General features: G+C 68.0%; 17 protein-coding genes and 1 pseudogene. 2 read left to right on the forward strand and 16 right to left on the reverse strand.

Annotated elements, in window-relative coordinates; translation table 11 throughout:
- Nucleotides 1-92 precede the first annotated feature (92 nt).
- The 8 genes and pseudogenes from BJ991_RS18010 to galT form a co-directional block, all read right to left on the reverse strand.
- On the reverse strand, nt 93-1184 hold the full coding sequence (locus BJ991_RS18010; protein ID WP_179492283.1) for a glycerate kinase: 1092 nt from the start codon (nt 1182-1184) through the stop codon (nt 93-95).
- Entirely contained in the window at nt 1181-2215 is a 1035-nt protein-coding gene (locus BJ991_RS18015; protein WP_179486431.1) for a substrate-binding domain-containing protein, read from the reverse strand. Before BJ991_RS18015 ends, BJ991_RS18010 begins: the two co-directional genes overlap by 4 nt.
- A gap of 10 nt (nt 2216-2225) precedes the next feature.
- Nucleotides 2226-3095, reverse strand: coding sequence for a sugar phosphate isomerase/epimerase family protein (locus BJ991_RS18020; protein WP_179492285.1), 870 nt, complete (start codon nt 3093-3095; stop codon nt 2226-2228).
- Nucleotides 3092-4309 (reverse strand): dihydrodipicolinate synthase family protein, encoded by a 1218-nt coding sequence (locus BJ991_RS18025; protein ID WP_179492287.1) that lies wholly within the window; start codon nt 4307-4309, stop codon nt 3092-3094. The genes BJ991_RS18020 and BJ991_RS18025 overlap by 4 nt, the downstream gene beginning before the upstream one ends.
- A gap of 4 nt (nt 4310-4313) precedes the next feature.
- Nucleotides 4314-5441 (reverse strand): Gfo/Idh/MocA family protein, encoded by a 1128-nt coding sequence (locus BJ991_RS18030; RefSeq protein WP_179492975.1) that lies wholly within the window; start codon nt 5439-5441, stop codon nt 4314-4316.
- 306 nt (nt 5442-5747) lie between these two features.
- Nucleotides 5748-6497 carry a ThuA domain-containing protein gene (locus BJ991_RS18530; protein WP_343048851.1) on the reverse strand — a complete coding sequence of 250 codons (750 nt, stop codon included), beginning with the start codon at nt 6495-6497 and terminating at the stop codon, nt 5748-5750.
- Nucleotides 6498-6521: 24 nt separating this feature from the next.
- A pseudogene (galK, locus tag BJ991_RS18535) lies at nt 6522-7673 on the reverse strand (galactokinase); the annotation flags it as partial.
- The gene (gene galT / locus BJ991_RS18040; RefSeq protein ID WP_179492977.1) at nt 7670-8848 is read right to left on the reverse strand and encodes a galactose-1-phosphate uridylyltransferase; all 1179 of its coding nucleotides are present in this window, start codon (nt 8846-8848) and stop codon (nt 7670-7672) included. The pseudogene galK and the gene galT, both read right to left, overlap by 4 nt.
- Before the next feature lie 119 nt (nt 8849-8967).
- Between galT and BJ991_RS18045 the strand changes: the two genes are divergently transcribed.
- Entirely contained in the window at nt 8968-9933 is a 966-nt protein-coding gene (locus tag BJ991_RS18045; protein WP_179492979.1) for a LacI family DNA-binding transcriptional regulator, read from the forward strand.
- 483 nt (nt 9934-10416) lie between these two features.
- Nucleotides 10417-11679 carry an integrase core domain-containing protein gene (locus BJ991_RS18050; RefSeq protein ID WP_179492291.1) on the forward strand — a complete coding sequence of 421 codons (1263 nt, stop codon included), beginning with the start codon at nt 10417-10419 and terminating at the stop codon, nt 11677-11679.
- A gap of 330 nt (nt 11680-12009) precedes the next feature.
- On the opposite strand, the gene BJ991_RS18055 is transcribed toward BJ991_RS18050, so the two are convergent.
- The 8 genes from BJ991_RS18055 to BJ991_RS18090 form a co-directional block, all read right to left on the reverse strand.
- A complete protein-coding gene (locus tag BJ991_RS18055) occupies nt 12010-12900 on the reverse strand; it encodes a formylglycine-generating enzyme family protein (protein ID WP_218853397.1) in 891 nt (296 codons plus the stop codon).
- Between the two features lie 8 nt (nt 12901-12908).
- Nucleotides 12909-13241, reverse strand: coding sequence for a DUF202 domain-containing protein (locus BJ991_RS18060; protein WP_179492295.1), 333 nt, complete (start codon nt 13239-13241; stop codon nt 12909-12911).
- Complete coding sequence (locus BJ991_RS18065) at nt 13238-13531, reverse strand: YidH family protein (protein WP_343048827.1); 294 nt, start codon at nt 13529-13531, stop codon at nt 13238-13240. Before BJ991_RS18065 ends, BJ991_RS18060 begins: the two co-directional genes overlap by 4 nt.
- A gap of 220 nt (nt 13532-13751) precedes the next feature.
- Complete coding sequence (locus BJ991_RS18070) at nt 13752-15122, reverse strand: SGNH/GDSL hydrolase family protein (protein ID WP_179492299.1); 1371 nt, start codon at nt 15120-15122, stop codon at nt 13752-13754.
- A complete protein-coding gene (locus tag BJ991_RS18075; RefSeq protein WP_179492301.1) occupies nt 15119-17680 on the reverse strand; it encodes an alpha-L-rhamnosidase in 2562 nt (853 codons plus the stop codon). Before BJ991_RS18075 ends, BJ991_RS18070 begins: the two co-directional genes overlap by 4 nt.
- A 20-nt stretch (nt 17681-17700) precedes the next feature.
- Entirely contained in the window at nt 17701-19380 is a 1680-nt protein-coding gene (locus BJ991_RS18080) for a glycosyl hydrolase family 28-related protein (RefSeq protein ID WP_179492303.1), read from the reverse strand.
- Between the two features lie 48 nt (nt 19381-19428).
- The gene (locus BJ991_RS18085; protein ID WP_179492305.1) at nt 19429-21588 is read right to left on the reverse strand and encodes an arylsulfatase; all 2160 of its coding nucleotides are present in this window, start codon (nt 21586-21588) and stop codon (nt 19429-19431) included.
- A gap of 50 nt (nt 21589-21638) precedes the next feature.
- Nucleotides 21639-23621 carry an ADP-ribosylglycohydrolase family protein gene (locus tag BJ991_RS18090; protein WP_179492308.1) on the reverse strand — a complete coding sequence of 661 codons (1983 nt, stop codon included), beginning with the start codon at nt 23619-23621 and terminating at the stop codon, nt 21639-21641.
- Nucleotide 23622 lies beyond the last annotated feature (1 nt).

The raw sequence follows: 23622 nt of genomic DNA on the forward strand, positions 1-23622 counted from the left end.
CCTCCCGCCAGCTCCCCGCCGATGTGGAGTTCAGGGTGGGTCCTCTGGATCAGGTCATCGGCGGTTGGGCCGGCGTGCCGCACCACAGAAGACTAGAACGCGCGCGCGAGCGTGGCGCCGGCCGCACGAAGCCATCGCTCTGGATTCGCGAGCGAAGTGTTGGCGTCGCCTGCGATCGCGGTCAGGGACAGCGCCGCCGCGTAGGCTGACAGGTCTGCTTCGGGGGAAATCTGTCCTGCGACGAGCGCGGCGGAGACTGTGCACTCTGCGGCGAGGCGTGTGACGAAGGACGGCACCTTGCCGCCGGCGGATTGGCCGTCGAATGCGCCTTCGCCGGTGACGACGAGGTCCGCGCCGATGATTGCGTCGTGCAGCCCGATCAGTTCAGCTACTTCGGCTGCGCCGGGGGTCAGTTGAGCGCCCCAGGCGTGCATCGCGAACCCCGTACCGCCCGCGGCCCCCGATCCGGGTGTGGTCGGGTCGCGGCGTACCGCGTCTGCGAAGCGGGCGAGCGCGGCATCCGTTCCGGGGAGGTCTTGGGCGTCGAAGCCTTTCTGCGGTCCGAACACGTGAGCGGCGCCGTTCGGCCCGGTCAGCGGGTTGACGACGTCGCAGAGCACGACGACACCGTCCGGCGGCACCGACCGTAGGCCGGAGAGGTCCACGTCGGACACCGCGAGCAGTCCGCGCGCACCACGCGCGACCGGTTCGCCAGTGGCGTCAAGGATGCGAGCACCGAGTGCGGTCAGCACCCCGATTCCACAATCGGTTGAGGCGCTTGAGCCGATGCCGAGGACGATCCTTGACACTCCGTGGTCGAGCGCGGCGGCGATCGCCTGCCCGAATCCGAGTGTGTCAGCGTCCCACGGGAGTCTCTCGTCGCCGAGGAGTTCGATGCCGCTCGTCGAGGCCAGTTCGACGACTCCGGTGCGGTCCGGCAGCAGAACCCACGCGGTATCCACCGGGTCGCCGCGCGGACCGGGGACTGTGACCGGCATCCGCCGCGCGCCGGCGACCGCAGCTTCGAAGGCCGCTAGTGTTCCCTCACCGCCGTCCGCCATAGGGCGCAGCACAGCGGTCACATCGCCCCTGACCGAAATCCAGCCGGCGGCCAGCGCGGTAGCGGCAGACGCTGCCGTGACGGAGCCCTTGAAGCTGTCGGGCGCGAAGACGACCCGTGTCACGAGCGTCGAGGCGTGCTGTCGCGAACCAGTACTTCAAGCCTCAGCGAACCGGCGTCCAGCAGCCATTCGTCATCGGTCGAAGCCTGGAATGCCTCATGCCCGACCTGGGCAAGGGGCACGTGCACTGTTGTCAGTGCAGGTGTCACGTCGAGGCATGCCGGAATGTCGTCGAATCCGGCCAGGGCGATGTCCGTCCCTGGCTCACGACCAGCCGCACGCAACGCCGACAGCGCCCCGATCGCGACGATGTCACTGACCGCGAATACGACGGTCCCCGCGTCGACGCCGTCGGCGAGGGCCCGTGCCATGAGGTCATTACCGGAGTCTCGAGTGAACACACCGCGGTAGACGCGCGGTGCGGTGCCGCCGCCAGCTGTGAACCCCGCTGTTATCCCGGCGAGTCGTTCATCGCTAGTGAGGACGCCGTCCGCGGCCGCCAGCACGAGGGCTCGCCGGTAGCCACGCTCAGCGAGCGCGAGGCCGAGAGCCTCACCGCCGCCTCGGTTGTCGACAGAGACGTTCCGGACGGTGTCGGAGCCTGCCCCCAACGCGACCACGTGACCTCCCGCTTCGGCGATCAGCCTGAGCTCGTTGGCGAGTTCAGGCTCGAATTCGTGAGAAGAGCGCGACGCGGCAAGGATGAGCCCCCGCGGCCTCTGACCGCGCAGCGCCCGGACGAGCCGGACTTCGCGTGCGTCGTCACGCTCTGTGATCGCGACGGTGACGATGAGGCCGGCAGCGTTCGCGGCGCGAGCGACTCCTGATGCGATCTCGCCGAAGTACGGGTCCGCGATGTCCGCCACCAGTAGCGCGATGATCGCGGACGTGCCCCGAGCGGTCGCTTGCGCCGAGAGGTTGGCAGTGTAGCCGAGGCGCTCGGCGGCCGCTTCAACCAGGCCTCGATACGACTCCGCGACCCTTCGTGTCGACCCGTTCAGCACGCGCGAGGCAGTCGCCATTGACACGCCGGCCTCGAGCGCAACGTCTTGGAGCGTAACCGAGCCGCCAGCGTGGCGTGCGTGGACTGTCACGTTCGTGAGTCTAGGTGGCGAGGTATGAGGCGACCGTTCGGCCGAACGTGTCCGCGGTGCGGGCCACCGCGTCCTCCGGCTCGGTAGCCCAGATGTCCTCGTTGAAGATCTCCACTTCGATGTCGCGGTCATAGCCGGTCGCGATGACCGCATGAGTCAGAGCGCGCAGGTCGATGACGCCGTCGCCCGGGTAGTGCCGGCTGAGCAGCACGTCCGCGGCGAGCGGGGTCTTCCAGTCACACACCTGGTACGTGGCGAGCCGCCCTTCGCGCCCTGCCCGCTCGACGTGAGCGAGGACGTCCGGGTCCCACCAGATGTGGAACGCGTCGACGGTCACGCCGACCGTGGTGGGGTCGAAGTCCTCCGCGATATCAAGCGCTTGTCCGAGCGTGGAGACGACGCAGCGGTCGGACGCGTACATCGGATGCAATGGCTCGATCGCGAGCGTGACGCCGGCGGCGGCGGCATCCGAGGCCAGTTCGCCGATCGCGTCGCGCACACGCTCGCGCGCGCCGGTGAGGTCGCGGGACCCGGCCGGCAGCCCACCGGCGACGAGCACGAGCACGGCGGTCGAGCCGGCCGCACCGGCGGCTGCCAGGGCTGCAGTCTCTTCGATCGCCACCCGATTGTCGTCGATGGACGCCCGACGATCCGGGCCTTCGGGCATGGTGAAGAACCCCCCGCGGCAGTGGGTTGTGAAGCGCAGACCCGAATCGGTGAGCATCCTCGCCGCGGTCGCGAGACCGACCTTTTGTACCGGCTCACGCCACAGCCCGATCGCTCCCACCCCAGCGTCCGCGGTGACCTGGAGTGCTGTCGCGAGGTCGGCGTGTTTGATGGTGGCCTGGTTGATGGACAGACGCGGATGCGGGGCGGTCATGCGCGCACTCCCGGAACTTCGATTTCGTTGTGGCGGAGCAAGCCATGCCACCGAGTGGCGGCGAGCTCGGGCTGCTCGAGCGCATGCGAGGCGTTCGCGAGCTCGACGATGCGCGACAGATGGGGCAGGCTGCGTGCGGAGTGCAGACCACCGACCATCTGGAATGCCGGCTGGTGCCCGTTCAGCCAGGACAAGAACGCAATACCGGTCTTGTAGTAGAACGTCGGCGCGGCGAACACCTGACGACTGAGCTCCTCGGTAGGCCCGAGGACCTCCAGGTATTGTGCGGGGTCGCCGGCGTCGAGGGCCTGGATCGCCGCGGAGGCGACCGTGGTGATCGCGGCGAAAGCACCCAGCAGGGCATCAGAATGTTGCCGCGGAGACGCGGGATCTCGCGACGGCTGCGCGGCGTCCGGCACGTCGGCACCGCCGATCAGGCCGACGTAGTTGTAGTCATCGCCGGTAAGCATACGGACCCCATCTGGGAGCCGCTCGCGCAGCGACACCTCGGCTGCCGCATCAAGAAGGCTCATCTTGACACCGGCGACCTTGCCCGGGTTCTCCGCGATGATCCGCAACAGCACATCGGATGCCTCACGCCAGTCGCTGGACCCGAAGTAGCCCTCGAGCACCGGGTCGAACGCCGTGCCAAGCCAGTGCAGAATCACGGGCGCCGACGCCGATTGCAGGACGGCGGCGTATACACGCAGGTAGTCGGCACGAGACGAGGCGGCACGGGCCAAGTGCCGCGAGGCCATTAGAACAGGGCCGGCGCCTTGATCCTCCGTGAAGTGCAGCTGCTCCTTGTACGCGTCGATGATCTCCGGAAGCGAGATCCTCTCGGCGTCGACGTGGTCGGTGTTGACGCCGACGACGACCGAACCCCCCTCTTCCTGCGCGACCTGCGAAGACCGTGCGATGAGATCGCGCGTCGCGGTCGCGTCAAGGCCCATATTCCGCTGCGCGGTATCCATCGCGTCGGCGACACCGAGACCCCACGAGTACACGTGGCGACGGAACGCGAGCGTGGCATCCCAGTCGATCTCGGCGGGCTGCCCCGGGGTGTTGTCGGCCCATGCCCTGGGTACGACGTGTGCGGCGGCGTACGCCACGCGACCTCGGAGCGGACCTTCCGGCTTGGCGTAGCCGGGATCGTCGTTGAGCGCCACGCTCGAGGTGGCGCCTTTCGACGAGAGCAGAGTGAGCGTCGGCATCCGGTCAGCCCAGCGTCAGCGTCGGCAGGTCGACCTTGCGGCCCTCGCGGCTGGACTGCAGGCCGGCTTCGGCCAGCAGAACACCGCGCGCGCCCGAGAGGAGGTCGAAGGCGTAATCGGTACCCTGCACGTACGAGGCGAGGAATTCCTCCCACTGCTGACGGAATCCGTTCAGGAACAAGTCGTTCGTAGGCACCGCGGCCCAGTCGCCGTGGTAATCGTGCTCGTCGGCAAGGTCGGGGTTCCACACCGGCTTCGGGGTCGCGTTGCGGTGCTGGATCTTCGCGCCGAACAGCCCGACCACCGCCGAGCCATGAGTGCCGTCCACATGGAACTCGACGAGCTCGTCACGGTTCACACGGGTCGTCCAAGACGAGTTGATCTGCGCCACGACGCCGCCATCGAGCTCGAACACCGCGTACGCGGCATCCTCCGCGGTCGCGGTGTAGCGCCCGCCGTTCTCGTCCCAGCGGTCCCGGATGTGCACCGCCGCGTGGGTGTAGACCGACTTCACCTCGCCGAACAGGTTCTCCAGCACATAGTTCCAGTGCGGGAACATGTCGACGATGATCCCGCCGCCGTCCTCGGTGCGGTAGTTCCAGCTCGGCCGCTGCGCTTTCTGCCAGTCTCCCTCGAACACCCAGTACCCGAACTCCCCCCGCACCGACAGGATGCGGCCGAAGAAGCCCGAATCGATCAGTCGCTTCAGCTTCTGCAGGCCGGGCAGGTAGAGCTTGTCGTGTACGACGCCCGCCTTCACGCCTCTGTCCTGTGCGAGCCGAGCCAGCTCAAGGGCCTCTTCGACCGATTCGGCCGTCGGCTTCTCTGTGTAGATCGCCTTGCCCGCAGCGATCGCCTTGCGCAGAGCCGCCGCGCGCGCCTTCGTGACGAGGAAGTCGGCGTAGATATCCCACCGCGGGTCGGCCAGTGCCGCGTCAAGGTCGGTCGTGTAGTCGTCGATGCCGTGCCGGGCGGCGAGCTCAGCGAGCTTGGCCTCGCGGCGGCCGACGAGCAGCGGCTTGACGGTCACCCGCGTGCCGCCCGGCAGCTCGATACCGCCCTGGTCGCGGATCGCGAGAATCGAGCGGACCAGGTGCTGGCGGTACCCCATGCGGCCGGAGACCCCATTCATGATGATGCCGACCTCGCGCGCCGCAGCCGTCGGCGAAAGAACTTCAGGCACGGGGATGGCGGTTGTCTCTGACACGGAGGAGTCCGTTCTCTCGTCGCTACCGGATAGGCATAGGAAGGCGGCAAGCGCTTTCCCAGGTCGAGTGTATGAGCAGGATAGCGCTTTCCGCAAAGCGGTTCAGAGGCTTCGACGGGCGCCGCGCCAGCGCCAGCCATGCGACGAGCGGAACATGCGCGACAGATCGCTGTCGCTCCCCCGATCCCCGCCCCGTCGATCGCGACGCCGCCTCCCCCGAACGAGGACCGCTCAGAACCGATCGGCGACCGGGCGATCGGAGTCACCGACTGCCCACCGGACGAGGCCGCGAATGAGTTGCTGATGGCCCTGCGAAAGATATGACCGAGAATCGTGTCCCAGTACATCGACGGCCACTCTCGAGTTGCGGTGCTGACGGGTCCACGCAGTCGGTGTCGGCAAGCCCTCGAAGGTGTGGGTTGCATGCACATCGGATTCGCCAATGAATTGCAGGCGCGTGTAACGCTCGTCGACGACCGTGAACGTCGATCCGTCGTCGAGGACGCTCACAACCGTCTCGCCGATCGGCGGATGGGTTGAGATGCCGGGAAGCCAGACCGCACCGATGGCGGCCGCCCACTCAGGGTATTCACGAAGCGAACCGACGCTGCTGTGCATCGCGAGCAGGCCCACCCCGCGCTCGAGCGCGCTTCTGAGCGCCTCCGGGTCGATGTCTCGGTGGGCCGCGCTTGAGCCGTTTCGCCACGAGTCACCCAGATTCGCCACGATCAGCTGCACTCCTTGCAGGTCCCGGACCGCCTCGTCGACATCTTCGCGCACCTCGACTGCGTATCCATCCGCTCGGAGCAGGTCCGAGAGGGCCTGTGACGTTTTCGCGAACGGGTGCCATGGGTCGCTGTACCGCCCGCTGTCCCCTCCGCTGAGAACGAGCGCGCGCCGCCGACTGGAACCAACCGGCCCGACATCAGCCGAGGAGCGCGACATCGGCCGCTCACTCGCCGGATCTCGGGCACCCCCCATGCAATAGACGCTAACCGCCTGCCAGGCTCCGTCGGAGGGGGTGACGGTGAACAGGTGGGGCTGGGGGAATCCGGATGCGGCGAACCCCGCGTTCACGGCATCCTTCACGGTCTCGATCCTCGTCTTCGGGACGAGTGCGATCGCGGCGCCGCCAAAGCCGCCGCCGGTCATGCGGGCGCCGAGCGCTCCGGCGGCGACGGACGCCTCGACCGCGGTGTCGAGCTCGGGGACCGAGATCTCGAAGTCATCGCGCATCGACGCGTGGCTGGCGAGCAGCAGCGGCCCGATCGCGCGCGGGCCCTCCGTGCGCAGGGTCTCGACCGTGTCGAGCACCCGCTGGTCCTCGGTGACCACGTGACGGACGCGGCGAAAGGTCACCTCGTCCATGAGCTCCGCCGCCCGCGGGAGGTCGCCGACGGTGACGTCGCGCAGGGCGGACACTCCGAGGAGGGCGGCACCACGCTCGCACGCGTCGCGGCGCTCGCGGTAGCCGCCGGTGGAGTGCGAGTGTTTCACGCCTGTGTCGATCACGAGCAGCGCGAGTCCGGCGCCCTCGAATCCGAGGTCTACGATCTCGGTCTCGAGCGACCGGCAGTCGATGAACGTGGCGGCGTCGGCGCGGCCGAGCATCGCGGCGAGCTGGTCCATGATCCCGGTGGGTGCGCCGACCGCCTCGTTCTCGGCGGTACGGCCCGCCTGCGCGAGCGCCACGCCATCGAGGCCGAGACCCCACAGGCCGTCCAGCGCGACGGCGACCGCGCCCTCGATCGCCGCCGACGACGACAGGCCCGCGCCGACGGGCACGTCGGACGCGATCGCGAGGTCGATGCCGACGCCCACCCCGGTGACCCGTCGCAGCGCCCACGCGACCCCGAGCTGGTACCGCGCCCACTCGGGCACGGCATCGCGGCCGGCGGGGAACAGCGTGTCGAGCTCCTCCAGGCCCACCTCGACCACCCCGGGCGCGAAGGTCGAGGCGACGTGGATCCGCCCGTCGGTCCGCAGCCCTGCGGCCGCGTAGGTGCGGCGGTCGATCGCGAAAGGCAGCACGAACCCGTCGTTGTAGTCGGTGTGCTCGCCGATCAGGTTCACGCGCCCGGGCGCCGACCACACCCCGTCGGGCTCGCGTCCGGTGATCCCGACGAACAGGGCCCGGGACGCCGCATCCGCCTTCACAGGGTCACCCCCGCGATCGCGTCACGGAGTCGCGCGGCGGACTGCTCTGGCTCGATCTCGGCGGTCCACGCGCCCATCGCGGCCTCGGATCCGGCGAGGAACTTCAGTTTGTCGGCCGCGCGGCGCGGGCTCGTGAGCTCGAGGCGGAGCCGCGCGGTGTCGCGCCCGACGTGCACGGGTGCCTGGTGCCACGCCGCGATGTACGGCGTCGGGGTGTCGTAGAGCGCGTCGACGCCGCGCAGAAGCCGCAGGTAGAGGGATGCGAGCTCGTCGCGCTCCTCGGGCGTGAGAGCCGCGAAGTCGGGCGCATGCCGATGCGGCATCAGGTGCACCTCGAGCGGCCAGCGGGCGGCGAACGGCACGAACGCGGTCCAGTGCTCGCCGCGCAGCACGACCCGCTCCGACGCCTGCTCGAACGCGAGGATCTGCTCGAACAGATCCGGACCGGTGCGCGCGATCGAGTCCAGCAGCCGGGTCGTGCGCGGCGTGACGTACGGGTACGCGTAGATCTGCCCGTGCGGATGCGGCAGCGTCACCCCGATCGCCTCGCCCCGGTTCTCGAACGGGAACACCTGCTGCACCCCCGTCAGCGCCGACAGCGCCTCCGTCCGATCCGCCCACGCCTCGATCACCGTGCGCGCCCGGGTCACCGTCTGCGTGCCGAACGACCCCTCGTGCTCGGGACTGAAGCACACCACCTCGCACCGCCCCACCGACGTGCGGCTGCGGCTCAGACCCAGCGCCCCGAGATCGTCGAGCCCGGTCGGCGCGTCGACGGCCGCCGGCGCCGCGCCGATCGCCTCCGTCAGCGCGGGGCCGAACGCCGGCGACCGGTTCTCGAACACCGCCACGTCGTATCGCGATGGGATCTCGGACAGGTTCGACGGCGTCTGCGGCGCCAGCGGGTCGGCGTCGGCGCTCGGCAGCATGACCCGGTTCTGCCGTGCCGCGGCGACCGTAATCCAGTCCCCCGTCAAGACGTCCAGGCGCATCGTCGCCGTCTCGGGCCGCGGCGCGAGCACACGCGCGTCGAGCGCCCGCCCGGGTCCCAGGGTCGTGCCGGGGTCGTCGTAGTAGATCAGCTCTCGGCCGTCGGCCAGGTGCGTCGTGCGGCGCACGACGCCCGCGCCGAGGGCCGCGGACGCAGAGGCGCCCGAGGCACCCGAATCACGCATGTTCACGTCAACACGGTATAGGGCCGCCCATGGTAACGTCAACATGCCGGCATGGGCGGCCGAAGGCGACAGGAGCGCACGTGAGAGATCCAGACATCGCACCCGCCCGCCGGGTGTCGATGGCCGACGTCGCCGCCCTTGCGGGCGTGTCCGGCCAGACCGTCTCGCGCGTCGTCAACGACAGCCCGCGCGTCGACCCCGCCACCCGCGCGAAGGTCCACGAGGCGATGGGGCGACTCGGCTACCGCCCGCACCGCGCGGCGCGCGCCCTGCGCACCGGCCGCACGCAGACGATCGGCCTCATCGCGTCGACGCTCGCGACGGTCGGCAACTCGCTCATGCTGCAAGCGGTGGCGGATGCCGCGGCCACCCGCTCCTACGCGCTCGTGGTCGTCACGCTCGGCACCCGCGGCGACATCGCATCCGCCTTCGACCGTCTTCGCGATCAGGGCGTCGACGGCGTCGTCGTGCTCAACGAGGCCACCGACCTCGCGCGCGCCGCGAGCACGCCCGACGACCTCCGGCTCGTGGTCGTCGACTCACCGCCCGACGACCGCTTCACGATCGTCGAGACCGCTCACGCCGGCGGGGCACGTGCCGCGACCGAGCACCTCCTCGAACTGGGTCACCAGGTCGTCCATCACATCGGAGGACCTGCCGAGTCCTTTGCCGCGGCAGAGCGCGAGCGCGGCTGGCGCTCTACCCTCGAGGCCGCGGGCATCGCCCGGCCGCCCGTCCTGCGCGGCGACTGGAGCGCCGCGTCGGGACACACCGCCGCGGGCCGCCTCGACCCCGCCGCGACCGCCGTGTTCGCGGCCAACGACCAGATGGCCCTCGGCGCACTGCGGGCGCTGGCCGAAGCCGGCCGCCGGGTGCCGGGCGACGTGAGCGTGGTGGGCTTCGATGACGTCGCGGACGCGGCCGACTACCTGCCGCCGCTCACGACCGTCCGCCAGGACTTCGATCGACTCGGCGAATCCGCCGTGGCCGCGCTCATCGCGGACATTGAAGACGGCGCCGACCGCCAACTCGAATCCGTCCCCACCGCGCTGATTCTTCGCTCGAGCACAGGCCGCGCGCGATAGGCAAAGCAACCAGGCACGAATTCCCCCGGATTCATACGGACGTCAGGGGTCGCGTCGCTCTGCACGAGCCTCTCCGGCTGGGGCGAGAACCAGCCGTCATCCGGTAGGCACGATGCCCACGCGAACACGTGTGGGCATCGTGCGAGCACGAACGATCTCAACGTCCCGTCCTCACGCGAACAAGGTCAGCGCGCGCCGGTACTTGTCGCTGTCGGCGCGTGTGGTGTCGGTGACGAGCAAGGCGTTCGGGCCGAGTTTCGACTGTACTCGCCGCGGCAGGGGATGGTAACGATCTTGGTCAGCCCGCGCGCCAGACGGCGACGAGCGCCTCGAGCTTGTCGTCGGTCCCGGCGTGTAACCCGCGAACGGGTCCAACGCGGCGATCTGCCGTGTCTCAGGACTTCGGTGACGTTCGGGTATCAAGACATCGGTGACAGTTCCGGCGATGTTGGTGGTGACACTTCTCGGGCCTATCTGTGAGAGATGAGCCGTGTCGAGCCTGTCGATCCCCGTGTCCGTCTCGCGATCGCGCAGTGGCCGCCGGACGCGCCGCGCGGCGCGGTGACCACGTTCTGCGCCGAGCACGAGATCTCGAGGAAGACGTTCTACGCGATCCGACAGCGCGCGATCATCGAGGGGCAGGCTGCTGCGCTCGAGCCGCGCTCGCGTCGCCCGAAGTCCAGCCCCACAACGATCGCCGACGACGTCAAGGTCCAGGCGCTCAGGGTGCGTCGCGCGCTGGAGGAGTCGGGGTTGGATCACGGTCCGATCAGCGTGCACGACAAGATGGTCGGACTGGGCATGACACCCGTGCCGTCCATCGCGTCGCTCGCGCGGATCTTCCGCGACGCCGGCGCGGCGAAACACGAACCGAGGAAGAAGCCTCGGGCCGCGTACCGCAGGTTTGTCTACCCGGCACCGAACGCGTGCTGGCAGCTGGACGCGACCGAGTACGTCCTCGCAGGTGGCCGCAAGTGCGTGATTTTCCAGCTCATCGACGACCACTCCCGCTACGCGGTGGCTTCGCACGCCGCCGTCGGTGAGACCTCGAGGGATGCGATCCGGGTCGTGAAGAGGGCGATCAAGCGTCACGGCGTCCCGCAACGCCTGCTGTCAGACAACGGCATCGCGCTGAATCCGTCCCGGCGCGGGATCATCGGCCAGCTTGTCGAATACGTCACGCTCCTCGGTGTCGAGCCGATCACCGGGAAGCCCTACAAGCCGACCACGCAAGGCAAGAACGAGCGGTTCCACCAGACGCTGTTCCGCTACCTCGACAAGCAGCCCATCGCCCGCAACCTCCGCGAGCTGCAGGCGCAGATCGACCGGTTCGACCACATCTACAACACCGAGCGCGGTCATCAAGCCCTTCCCGGCCGGATCACCCCGCAGATGGCGTGGGACGCGACTCCGAAAGCCACCCCGCCCCGGCCTGGCCCCGTGAAGCGGAAGCCGAACGAGCCGCTTCCGCCGGCGCCATCACCGAACGGCCGCGTCCTCGACGGGATCCGGGTCGCGACCGTGCATCCGAACGGGTCGATCAAGGTCCGCGGTGTCATCTTCAACATCAGCTACCCGCTGCGCGGGCAGAACGTGTTCGTCCTCTACGAGGCCGCCGGGATCATGGTCTTCGACCAGCAAGGCACCCTGATCGTCGAGCACCTCTGGCCACCACCCGGCATCCGCTACGTCGGCAACGGGAGGCCCCGCGGACCCAAGCCGAGAGAACTGCCACCGATGTCCTGACACACGAAATGTCACCCATGTCCTGACACAGAACTGTCACCCATGTCCTGAGACATCACAGGCCCTCGCGGCGACAGCATCTTGTCAGAATCTTGTCAAGCCGCCTCCGGGCGCCCACGCGAAAGCCCCGCGATCCCAATGTTTCCAAGGTTCGCGGGGCTTCGACGCTGGCGGTGACGGTGGGATTTGAACCCTTGTTCAGTGGCATTTCGTCGATGTTGCGGATGCGGTTTGGGTTGAGTTTCCGCGGATATCGAGATTTCGCTGCTGTCCTTCGCGACGTTCGTTTTACGACGGTTTTACTCACGGCTTTCCCACGCGACCCGGCAGTCAGTGTGCGCAGCGGAAGCCGATGTGGGTGGTGGCGGAGTCCTCGGTCTGAGCCGAACGGGCGGCGGGGCGGTAGCGGAAACAGTACTCCGGAGCGCACAAGTGCGAACCCCCTTTGAGCACCCGTCGCCTTGCCGACGCTCCATGGCCGCCGGTTGCTTCCGTTCGGGTTTGCGGGCTGCACCCGCACGTGCACGCCGCGGCCGGGACTTGGTGACGCTCGGTCCACGGGTCGGCCGTCCATTCCCACGTGTTCCCGGTCATCTCATGCAGCCCATACCCGTTCGGCGGGAACGACCCCACCGGGGCTGTGCCGACCCAGCCGCGTGCCCCGGTGTTCAGGTAGGGGAACCGCCCTTGCCAGGTGTTCGCAAAGGGCTCCGCCCGCTGGTTCGCCTCCTCGCCCCATGCGAAGGTCGCCCCCTCCAGTCCCCCGCGGGCAGCGTACTCCCACTCGGCTTCGGTGGGCAGCCGCTTGCCCACCCACGCCGCAAACGCGCACGCGTCCTCGAACGCGATCTGCACCACCGGGTGATCCCCTAACTCGTCGATGCTGCTGTCCGGTCCGTGCGGGTGCCGCCACGATGCGCCGGGTACCCAGTGCCACCACTGCCGCCAGTTCCGCAGATCGACCGGGCCCGACGTCGGGGTGAATACCAGCGACCCCGGTTGCACATCCGTTATGTCTCCGTCCGGGAAGTCGGCCGGATCTAGCTCCCGTTCAGCCACAGTGACATATCCGGTGTCAGCCACGAATCGCGCGAACTCGCGATTCGTGACCGCGTACCGATCCATCGTGAACGCATCGACCTGCACCTGAACAACGGGGCCCTCCTCTGGGTAGAACCGATCCGACCCCATGAGGAACGCGCCTCCGGGAAGCTCGATCATGCCGTCCGTCACTGGCCGACCTCGGCGCTCACGACAAACACGATTCCCCCGATACTGAGTGCGAGAACGGCTACGGCCAAGAGCGCGAACACGCCACCGCCGCCCAGCCGCCCCCCGAAAACAAGAGAGGCATGCGCGCGACGGTACCGAAGCGCGGCGCCGGCATACGCTCCCCCAGCCAGCGCGAGCCCGCCCAACGCGAACACGGGCGCGAGCGCCCCGAGCACGTCGACCGTGAACCGCAGCGCCAGCGCGCTGGCCACCGTCAGTGCCAGCGCGGTGCGCCGCCACGCCAGTAAAGTCCGCTCCGACTGCAACCCCGGATCGAACGGGGCATTCATACGACCGACCCGACTACGATCAGCGCGGTCCCTGCCAGCACGCCGACCGTGATGACTACCCCCAGTGCCGGGCCGGGAAGGGCACGATTCTCCCGCAACGCCCGCTCCGTGCGCGCCCACCCGATCCACGCCTGGATCGCCGCGAGCATCCCGAGACTGATGAACACGATCGCCGACGCCACCCGGAACCCGGCATCGATCGGCACCCGCAACGCCACCAACGCCACGCCACCCGCCACTAACGCCACCGACGAGCGGATCCACGCCAGAAACGTCCGCTCATTGGCCAAACTGAATCGCGGATCCGGCTCAGCTCCTCGACCGAACACCCACTCGGGAAAACGCCGATCAGACAAGTTGACCCCCAATCACTCTCGCGCCCCCTCGCATGATCGAGTTGGCCCGTGCCGACCGAGGGTGAGACCGTCGGACTCTGTGTGTGCGTCTGGCCATCACGATCGGCGGATGGGAGGCTCCCATTGTCAATGACATCAACTCTGAATGGCAGCTTCAGGTGCGGTGCTGCTGATCGGGAGTCAGTCGCAACATGCTGACCTCAAACGGTCGAAGTGTCACCGGCACGGCACCGCCGACGATGGCCACATTGCGGGTCGGCTCCTCGTGGAAGGTCGCCTCGTGCACGGACGCAACAGGGAATCGGACATGCAGGGCGCCTGCGATCGGTGTGCCGGCGGGCTCGCGCAGGAGGACGACGATGTCGCCTGAGCCGTCGGCTGCGAGTCTGACGCTCGAGACCAGAATCCCCACGGTCGGTTCGACGACCAGCTCGAGACTCTCACCGTCCGTGACGTGGCGGAAGGGGAAGTGGATCGCCGCACCTTCGGCGGCCGCTGGGGCGGCGTCCGCCTCGGTCACAAGGCTGCGGATACGACTGACCTCGGCCGAGATCCGTTCGGCCATCACCTGGTATCCCTGAGCGCTCGGGTGAATCCCGTCTGGGAGCAGGTCGGCATCCTCCGCGCCGAAAACCGTCAGCCCGTCGACGTAGTGGAGGTTCTCTGCGCCGAACCGCTGCGCGAGCGACACCGCACGCCCAACCTCGCCGCGCATCTCCGCGAGAGTCATGCCCGCCGCCCCAGCGACGGTCTCGCGGCTGGGAGAGTGGATCGGAGACATCACGAGGATCGGTGTCGTCGGATGACCATCCCGAACCGTCGCGAGGAAGCCCTGGATCGCGGGGGCGAACGAGCGGCGGGTGAATGATCCGTCGCCGTAGATGTTGATGCCGATGCACAGGACGATGAAGTCGGCGGAGCGATCGCGAATGACGCGGGCGACCATCGGATCGAGGTGGCACTGCCCCGCGAACCCGAGGCAGGTGAGCTCGTATCCGAGCCTCTGGGCGACGGCCGCGGGCCAGGTGCGTGTGGGAGAGGTGGCCTGCCGGCACTGGGTGATCGAACTGCCATACGTCAGCAACTGCGGCAGGTCGCCGGCCGGCGTGACTCCGATGGTCGCACCCGGCGACAGTTCCAGGTGCGCGAGGCGGAACACGTCGAACTGGGGAAGCCACAGCTCTATCGATTTCTCGCCGTACGGCAACTCGCCGAAGGCGAAGCGACCGTCTTCGGCGACACGGGTCGTCTCGATGAAAACGCCGTCCACCACCAGATCGATCCCCGCCAGATCCGGTGAAAGGTCGCGGTCCGCAACCCGGCCGGCGATCAACCGGCTGTCGCTATCGAATTCGATGCGGACGCCTGCGCTCATCGCAGCCGGAACCAGCAGCGCGTCCGGGAACAGGTCGAGCGAGTCGACCGGCAGCCTCCAGGCCTGAGACCACTCGTCGGTGTGCTCGACGCCCAACGCTCCCGACCACGTGAGTGCCGGGTCGTGCGGGTGGACGATCGTCGACGTCATTCGGCGTCTCCGCACTCGCGGTGGGGGATGAGCCACTCGTGCCGTCCAGACCCTACCACGAATGCGTCCATTCCGGGCAGGGCCACCTCCGCTCTCGTGTTCGGCGGGATGACCGCGTGCACGCGCAGCGCGCCGCCCGCGGTGATGTCCCACCCCGATTCCGCGGACCCATAGGGCGTCTCGTGCCGCACCGACGCATGGGTGAGCCCCTCGATCGGCGTCGGAGCGATCCGGATTCGCGAGAAACCGGGACCGACAGCCGAAAGACCTGCGACGACGCGATGCATCCAATCCGCGACAGCACCGAACGCGTAGTGATTGAAAGACGTCATGGAACCGGGATTGATGCTCCCGTCCGGGAGCATGGAATCCCACCGTTCCCAGATGGTGGTCGCCCCCATTGTGACCGCATACAGCCAACTCGGCGCCTCCGTCTGCAACAGCAGCCGCCCCGCGACGTCAGCATGCCCCGTCGAACTCAGCGCCTCCGTGATGATCGGCGTACCGACGAAGCCGGTGCCGATGACGCCGCCATCTCGGTGCACGACCGCTGCCAGCCGCTCACCGAGGGCCTTCGCCGTGGCCGCATCGACGAGCTCGTAGACGATGGCGAGAGCGTAAGCGGTCTGCGCGTCGGACATGATCCGGCCGCCCGGCGTGACGTACTCCTGCTCCCAAGCGCGCCGCGCGCGATCCGAGTACTCGCCGTAGTGTGTCGCGTCATCGTTGTATCCGAGCACATCGGCTGCCCGCGCGAGGAGTTTCGCCGATCGCACGAGGTACGCGCTCGCGACGAGGTCCCGATCCGTGCGTGCAGCACCCGGGCGGTCCGGCGGCGCCGTCGGATCGAGCCAGTCGCCGTACTGGAAGTCGCCCTCCCACAGCATCCGCTGCCCCGCGCGTTCGATCAGCACGTCGACCCAGGCCCTCATCGACGGATAGTGCTCGACGAGCGCGGCGCGATCACCGAGTCGCTCATACAGCGCCATCGGCACAACGGTCGTCGCATCGCCCCATGCCGCTGCAGGCTGCGGGTCGCCTGGCAGCACATTCGGCACCACGAACGGGCAGATGCCTCCGGAGCGTCGCTGTTCCAGCGCGACATCTCGCAGCCACGAGACGAGGAACGCAGTGCAATCGAACAGGGACGTCGCCGTCGGCGCGAAGACCTGGATATCGCCGGTCCAGCCGAGACGCTCGTCGCGCTGCGGACAGTCGGTGGGGAGCGAGAGGAAGTTCCCCCGCATCCCCCAGACGACGTTCTCATGGAACCGGTTCAGGAGGTCGTGCGAAGAATCGAACCACCCCGTGCGCCGCATGTCGCTGCCGATCACGACAGCGGTGATCGCCGAGGCATCGACCTCGCCCGACCACCCGCTTACCTCGACGTATCGGAAACCGTGGAACGTGAACTGCGGTTCGAAAGTGTCGTGCCCGCCTGAGCAGATCAAGGTGTCAGTCGCCTTGGCGAAGCGCAGAGGGCGCACCCCCAGCTCACCGTCTTCGAGCACCTCTGCATGGCGAAGGGTAATCGCATGGCCCTCAGCCTCGCGGACCCGCACACGCAGCCAGCCGACGAGGTTCTGCCCGAAGTCGAGGATCGTCCTGCCCGCAGGACTTGTGATCACGTCGACGACCGAGAGTTCCTCCGTCCGGCGCACCGGCTCGGCAGGGTCCGCCTGCGGCACCAAGGAAGTCTCCGAGACTGCCGCGGCAGGCCACGTCGAGTCGTCGAACCCCACCTCGTCCCAGCCCGGCAGCGACCGCCGCGCGTCGATCGTCTCGCCCTGGTAGATCGAGCTGGCCGTGACTTCGCCGACCGCGGCCGCGCGCCACTTCCCGTCGGTCGCGATCACCTGAGCGGTACCGTCGTACAACTCCACGTGCAGCTGAGCCGCGACCGAGGGCTGGTCCCCGTAGACACGCCTGCCGTTTCCATGGAACCCGTATTCCTCCGTCCACCAACCGCCGGCGAAACGGATGCCGATCGCGTTCGCTCCCTCGTGCAGCAGCGCCGTGACGTCGGTCGCCTCGTGCACGATCCGCTCGCGATTGTCTCTCCATCCGGGTTTGAGAACGGCGTCGTCGACGTCACGACCGTTGATGCTCACCTGGTAAACGCCGCACGCCGTCGCGTAGAGCACGGCCGACCGGACGGCGCCGAGAAGCAGGAACTCGAGCCGCGCCCTTCCCGGACATGCCTCGACCGGCGGTGCGGTGAGGGCGATCTGCGATGCGCACCATTCCCCGTCCGCGAGGAAGGACGTATGAATCGTGACCGGATCGGACCATCCGGTCGTCGCCCCGTCCTCCGAGGTGACCCGAAGCTGCAGCTCACGTCGCTCGTGGGGCTTCAGCGGCGCGAACGGCCAGTCGACGAAGAGCGACTCGCCGGTGTCCATCCGGACCGCCTCGCCTCCGTCGAGCCGGGCCTCGGCGAACGCCTGGAGCCAGGGCGCTTCCGATTCGACGATCCAGCTCAGACGCGGCCGCGGCACGTCCGCCAGCGGCTGATCGTTCCGTCGCTCCAGCCTCACCTCGCAGACTCGCGGGGTCATCAGCGTCGTCTCCCCTCCCATCACATCGCCAGTGCGAGCGACGCAGACCCGGAGTCGACGGAGAGGTCCGACCCCGCGCTGCTCGCCTGCAGCGTCAGCCCGGCCGGACCGGGCTTCGTCGCCGTGACGTGCGTGATGATCGACACCGTCGATTCGGCCAGCGGACCCACGGTGTTGACGACCGTGGCGACAGAGCGGAACTCGATCTCCGCCGTGCCGCTCGTCTTGACGAGCGAGGCGGCCACCGTACCTGCTTCGGCTCCCTTTACACCGTGGAGCACAGCCGAAAGCTGGTATACGATGCCGGCGGCGAGCGTCTGGCTGACCGAGACGACGTCCGTCGGCTCGCCCGTGACGACGACCTGCTGTGCGTTCATCGCGAGCTTCGGGCCGGAGTAGTTCGCAGACTCACTAGCTGTTCCGGAGTACACCACCATCGGTCCCACCGCCGCCGGCGGCGAGCGGAACTCGTCGACGATCACGTTGTCGACCGATCGGTCCGTGGTGAGCTCGACGGGGACATCCATCTTGATGTATCGATTGCCCGAGACCGTCGATTGGCGCAGGTCGGTCCCCAGGATGCCGACGATCCTGTCCTCGCGGTTGCCGGGGAAGCCCTCGATGATGTTGCCCGTCACGGTCGCCTGGATCACCGTGTCGGCCTCGAATGCCGCCCAGCTCCCGGTGTCGACATGTGGGAACGAGTACAGCAGGTTGCCCGTGATCTGGATCTCGTGCATCCGTTTGATGTAGATGCAGCGGCTGGCGGCGTTGATGTGGGTGCTGGAGATCATCACCTGTGGATCCGTCGCCCCCGACGCCACCTCCTTGTTCAGATGGATGCCGTAATCGGCGACGGGGATCGCGCAGTCGATGACGACGATCCCCTCGCCCGCACCCACGCACTGGATCCCGCGGATCACGTTCTTGATGCGCGTGCCGACCACGCGGAGGTAGTTGAGCTCGATGTCACCGGTCACACCGACGTACACGCCGAAGTCCATGATGAAGAACTGCGCATAGGCTCGCGCCGGTTGCGAGCTGTCCTGGCGCCCGACGATGTGGCAGTTCTCGATCCGCGGATGGTTGACATCCATGATCCGGATGCCGCCCGACCAGCCGGTCGTCCGCGGGTTGACACCGGCGATGTGGACGTTGTCGACGCTCACCAGCATCTCGTTGCGCGCGAACTCCACGACCTTCTGGCTGTAGGCGATGTCGACCGCGATGCCGTTCTCCTGCCGGGTCGTGTAGAACCCGACATCACTGAGCTGGGTGCGGTAGTACAGCGCGGTGTCGATGGTGACCGGAGTGGTGTGCTGGGTCACCCTGAGCCCGGCTGCGGATGCCGCACTGAAGATGATCCGCGATGCGCCTGGACCGTCGCCGAGGATGATCAGGTGCCGATCCTTCACCTCGTCGAGCGCACCGGCGATGAGGTAGTCGCCGGCGGGCACGTAGAGCGTGTAGCCCGATGCGAGTGCCTGGTTGAACGCATCGGTGCAGTCTGTGGCGCCGTCCGGCACGGCACCGAACATGTCCGGCGTCACGTGCACGCCCGAGCAGGCGCCCGGCGTGCACTTCGGGTCGGCGCCTTGCCCTCGGCCGTTGGCGTGCGCCGCCGACGGCGCCGCAATCGCCCCCGCGCCGGCGAGTGCGCCGGCAGCGATCCCGGCGAGTACACCGCGTCTCGTGCTCATCTTCGGTTTCACGTCGATTCCTCCTTCATCGTTGAAGACACCTGTAGATCAGTCCGGCTCGACAGCGGTCAGGGCCGCCGCCGGAGTCGGCCGCTCCGGCAGTTCCAGCTCGACTCGGTCGATGCGCCCCGTGAACGGGAACGGCGGGCTGTAGCCGTCGCCGACCGGCAGCCCGCGATCGCGGCCGATCAGCAACCAGCGACCCAACAGCGTCATCGGCCGCAACGGGGTGTCGAGTGCGGTGCGGGCCGCGAGCTCCCCATCGATCGTGAGAGAGAACGTGCTGCCGCGCTGCGACGTGTCCGCCTTGTAGGCCAGCTGGATGGTGTGCGGCCCGGGAGCGAGCGGCAGGTCGCTCGCCAGTCTGTGCTGCTTCGCAGTGACTGTCAGGATCGCGGACACCGCCCGCTCGTCGATGACGCAGACGAAGCCGCCGTTCCAATCGCCCTGGGCGACGACGACGCCGCGATCCCCATCGGCCACCAGCACGTGGGCCGTGAGGACGAACCCTCCCGCCGAGGCAGGCGTGCGAATGGGCCCCGCCCCCGGCCGGTAGACCCAGCGAGTGCGATCCGCGTACGGCGGCGGCTTCACCCCCGCGGCCCGCCCCTTCAGGTCGTCCATCAGCGGGAGGACCTGGTTCTTGCCGGCCTCGTACCACCAGGTCTCGATGAGAGATAACAGCCGCTCCGGCTCCTTCTCGGCCAGGTCGCGCGACTCCGAGAAGTCCGAACGGAGGTCGTACAGCGACCACCGGTCGGCCTCGAACGACCGGCTGCCCCCGAACAGCTCTCGCTGCGCCGGGAAGTCGGCGACGTGATCGGTGGTCGCCTTCCACCCCGCATGGTAGATCGCCCGCGAGCCCATCATCTCGAAATACTGGGTCTGTCTCGGCGCCGCGCTCTCGCCGTCGTTGAGGGTGCGTCTCAGACTCGCGCCGTCGATCGGCTGCTGATCGACGCCGTCCACGGAGCCGGGCGCGTGCACGCCTGCGACATCGAGAACAGTCGGCATCAGATCGATCGCGTGGCAGAACTGATCTCGGACCTGCCCCCGCTGCTGGGGCTCGACCCCTGCCGGCCAGTGGACGATCAGGGGTACACGGACTCCGCCCAACCACGTGTAGTGCTTCCAATAGCGGAACGGCGTGCTCCCTGCCCATGCCCAGCCCCACGCGTAGTGGTTGAACGTCCGGGGTCCTCCGATCTCGTCGATCCGTTCCACCATCGGTGCGGTGTCGTTCGTGATGAAGGACTGCTCGGTGGTGAGCGTGCCGTGAGGGCCCCCGTCCGCGCTGGCGCCGTTGTCCGAGAGCACCATGACGATGGTGTCGTCCAAGACGCCGAGCTCCGCGAGCGCATCGAGCACCCGCCCGATCTGGGCGTCCGTGTGCGTCAGGAAGCCTGCGTAGACCTCCATCATCCGGGCGAACAGCCTCCGGTCCTCGTCGGAGTAGTCCTGCCAGCTCTTCACCCACGGCGGCCGCTCGGTGAGCTCTGTTCCGGCGGGCACGACTCCCAGCTCGAGCTGACGCGCGAAGATCCGGTCGCGCATCGCATCCCACCCGTCATCGAATCTGTGACGGTAGCGCTCGGTCCATTCCGCCGGCGCCTGGTGCGGGGAATGCACCGCGCCGGGCGCGAAGTACAGGAAGAACGGATTGTCCGGTGCGGCGGCCTGCTGACCCTGGACCATGCGGATCGCCTCGTCGGCGAGGTCCTCGGTCAGGTGATACCCCTCATCCGGCGTGCTCGGAGGCTCGACGTAGCTGTTGTCCCTCACGAGCTCCGGGGCCCACTGGTTCGTCGCGGCGCCCAGGAAGCCGTAGAACCGCTGGAAGCCCATGGCCAGCGGCCACCGGTCGAACGGGCCGGCAGGCCCCTGCTCATGGTTCGGGGCGAGATGCCACTTGCCCACCGCCAGCGTGTTGTAACCGCCGTCTCTCAGCAGTCGGGGAAGCGCCGCCGCCGAGTCCGGGATCCTGCTGCTGTAGCCGGCGTGATCCATCGGAAGGTCCAGGAATCCCATGCCGACGGCGTGATGATTCCGCCCCGTCAGCACCGAGGCCCGGCTGGCCGTGCAGACAGCAGTGACGTGGAAGTGGTTGTACCGCAATCCCCGATCCGCGAGCCGGTCGAGCGCGGGCGTCTCGATCTCGGACCCGAAGCATCCGAAGTCGCCGAAGCCGACGTCGTCGAGGACGATCATGACGACATTCGGCCGCCGTGCCGCGTGGGATGGGTCGGCGCCCTGGTCTCTCACTGCCACGGGAAGCGCGTCCGTCCCAGATGCGGCTGCCCGGCGAGTGTGGCCCAGTTCGCCTCACCGTTGATCCGGCGGTCATTGCTTGCCGCGAGGATGTGGCACTCGATCGGCGGTGCTTCCGTACCGCGCACGAGCTTGACGAGCACCTCGTTCCATCCCGCGTTCAGCATCACCGCGGCAGCGGTCTCCTCCCTGCCTCGATAGCTTGGACGCACCTCCTGGTAATCGGCGAACGACTGCGCCGCGACGCCGTTCACCCAGAACTTCACCGGGCAGTTGACGTTCGCCGAGAGCCAGATCTCCTGCTCCGCGGGCGCCTCAATGAACCCCTGAAGGTAGAGAATGCCGGGCTCGTCGAAGACATCGGCGAGAGGCAGAGCGTTCTCATGCGCGGCGATGGTTCGCCAGTCGCCAGCGCGCCCGCCTTCCGTGAGGACGTCGCCCACCCGTGTCTCGGGCTCATGCGGCAGTGCGAGCTCCTCGGCCGCCGACTCCCCGTCCGACAGGGGGAATGGCCCGCTCACTCGGTACGATCCGGCGCCCACCAGCACGATGGGTATCGACGGCTGAGGTGGCCGCTCATGGGGCGTCACGGTGAGGTAAAGGATGTTGCTGTTGTGAAGATCGGCCGGCGCAGGCCCGGTCACGTGCCACGAGATATCTGCGCTTCCGTGCGCGGGCAGTTCGACGCGCTGGGCTTCGGGAAGGCCCCACCCGCTCGGACCGTCGATGACGCAGGTCACCGTGATCGCCTGCGGTCGGATGTTCTCGAGACGAGTGATCAGCGACTTGGTCTCTCCCGAGGCGATCGCCGGTAGATCGATGTACTCGACGGCGACATCGACGTCGAGGCCGGGGAAGAACACCTCCGTCGGACTCGAGTCACGCAGCGCGATGATCGCGTCGTCGGCGTAGAGGTCCTCCTTCGAGACCCGGACGATCCCGTCCTCCCCCATCACGCCGTGCGCGCGGAGGACCATCCGGGCGGCCCGCTGCACACGGTCGGTCAATTCCGTCATGTTCGTCGGGATCGGGTTCCGCACGTCGGAGACGTTCATGATTCCGCGGAGCGATTCCGTCGTGGAGATCGTCTCCCCGAGCGGCTCGAGCCACTTCGCTGGGAGTCCGGACCGACCTGAGATGAGACCGAGATAGCTTCCGGTCGACGCTCCCGACGAGTCGGTGTCGTACCCGCAGTTCACCGTCTTGCACAGCGCGTCGCCGAAGTCCTCGCCGTAGAGCAGGCCGATGATCTGGAATCCCATGTTCAGCGGCGAGTACTGCGCGTTGTAGTGCGGCGTCGCCTGCATGACCCGCTCGCGAGCCTGCTTCCAGTCCAGCCCCTCTGCGTGTGCGGAGCGAGCCGCGTTGATGGCGCGGGCGGTGAGGCTGGATTCCGGGATGTACGACATCCCGATGTCGATGAGTTCCTGCACATCCTCGATGACGAACGTCGCCGACTCCAGCGCGACGTTGAAGAGCTCGCCGTAGACCGACTCTCCACCGGCGTGGTCGCAGATCGCATCCATGTACGCGTAACGCGCGGCGATCCGCGGCGCCCCGGGAGCAAGGCAGGCCCAGATCTCCGATCTGATCGGGCAACCCATACAGTCCTTGAACCAGTTGCTGTAGCTCCCGCTCAACGGCGGCTCCAGGCCGAGCTTCATGTTCATCTTGCTGAGCCCGTACTCGTCGGGGTTGTACCCGATGTGATCGAGCCAATAGCGGACGAGGTGTCGTGATGTCAGGCCCGGGCCGACCTCCTCGATCGCCTTGAGCCAGATCAGCTGCATCTCGAGGTCGTCATTCGGGATGCCGCCCTCCTCGACCTGCGTGTACCACCACACGTCGAGCGGCTCCGGCTTGCCGAATGCCTCCTCGAGCGGCGCGCCGAGCGTGCCGCCGGCGTTCTTGCCCAGCCAGCATCCATCGACCTTGTCTCGATAGCGCTCGCCGTTGACATTGATTTCCAGCAAA

It is taken from the genome of Microbacterium immunditiarum (assembly GCF_013409785.1).
Classification (GTDB): domain Bacteria; phylum Actinomycetota; class Actinomycetes; order Actinomycetales; family Microbacteriaceae; genus Microbacterium; species Microbacterium immunditiarum.

Coding starts and splice junctions, on each gene's coding strand:
- BJ991_RS18020 (WP_179492285.1), bottom strand. CDS start 3,095: ATGACCGCCCCGCATCCGCGTCTGTCCATCAACCAGGCCACCATCAAA.
- BJ991_RS18025 (WP_179492287.1), bottom strand. CDS start 4,309: ATGCCGACGCTCACTCTGCTCTCGTCGAAAGGCGCCACCTCGAGCGTG.
- BJ991_RS18030 (WP_179492975.1), bottom strand. CDS start 5,441: ATGAATGGGGTCTCCGGCCGCATGGGGTACCGCCAGCACCTGGTCCGC.
- BJ991_RS18530 (WP_343048851.1), bottom strand. CDS start 6,497: ATGGGGGGTGCCCGAGATCCGGCGAGTGAGCGGCCGATGTCGCGCTCC.
- galT (WP_179492977.1), bottom strand. CDS start 8,848: ATGCGTGATTCGGGTGCCTCGGGCGCCTCTGCGTCCGCGGCCCTCGGC.
- BJ991_RS18045 (WP_179492979.1), top strand. CDS start 8,968: ATGGCCGACGTCGCCGCCCTTGCGGGCGTGTCCGGCCAGACCGTCTCG.
- BJ991_RS18050 (WP_179492291.1), top strand. CDS start 10,417: ATGAGCCGTGTCGAGCCTGTCGATCCCCGTGTCCGTCTCGCGATCGCG.
- BJ991_RS18055 (WP_218853397.1), bottom strand. CDS start 12,900: ATGATCGAGCTTCCCGGAGGCGCGTTCCTCATGGGGTCGGATCGGTTC.
- BJ991_RS18060 (WP_179492295.1), bottom strand. CDS start 13,241: ATGAATGCCCCGTTCGATCCGGGGTTGCAGTCGGAGCGGACTTTACTG.
- BJ991_RS18070 (WP_179492299.1), bottom strand. CDS start 15,122: ATGACGTCGACGATCGTCCACCCGCACGACCCGGCACTCACGTGGTCG.
- BJ991_RS18075 (WP_179492301.1), bottom strand. CDS start 17,680: ATGACCCCGCGAGTCTGCGAGGTGAGGCTGGAGCGACGGAACGATCAG.
- BJ991_RS18080 (WP_179492303.1), bottom strand. CDS start 19,380: ATGAGCACGAGACGCGGTGTACTCGCCGGGATCGCTGCCGGCGCACTC.
- BJ991_RS18085 (WP_179492305.1), bottom strand. CDS start 21,588: ATGATCGTCCTCGACGACGTCGGCTTCGGCGACTTCGGATGCTTCGGG.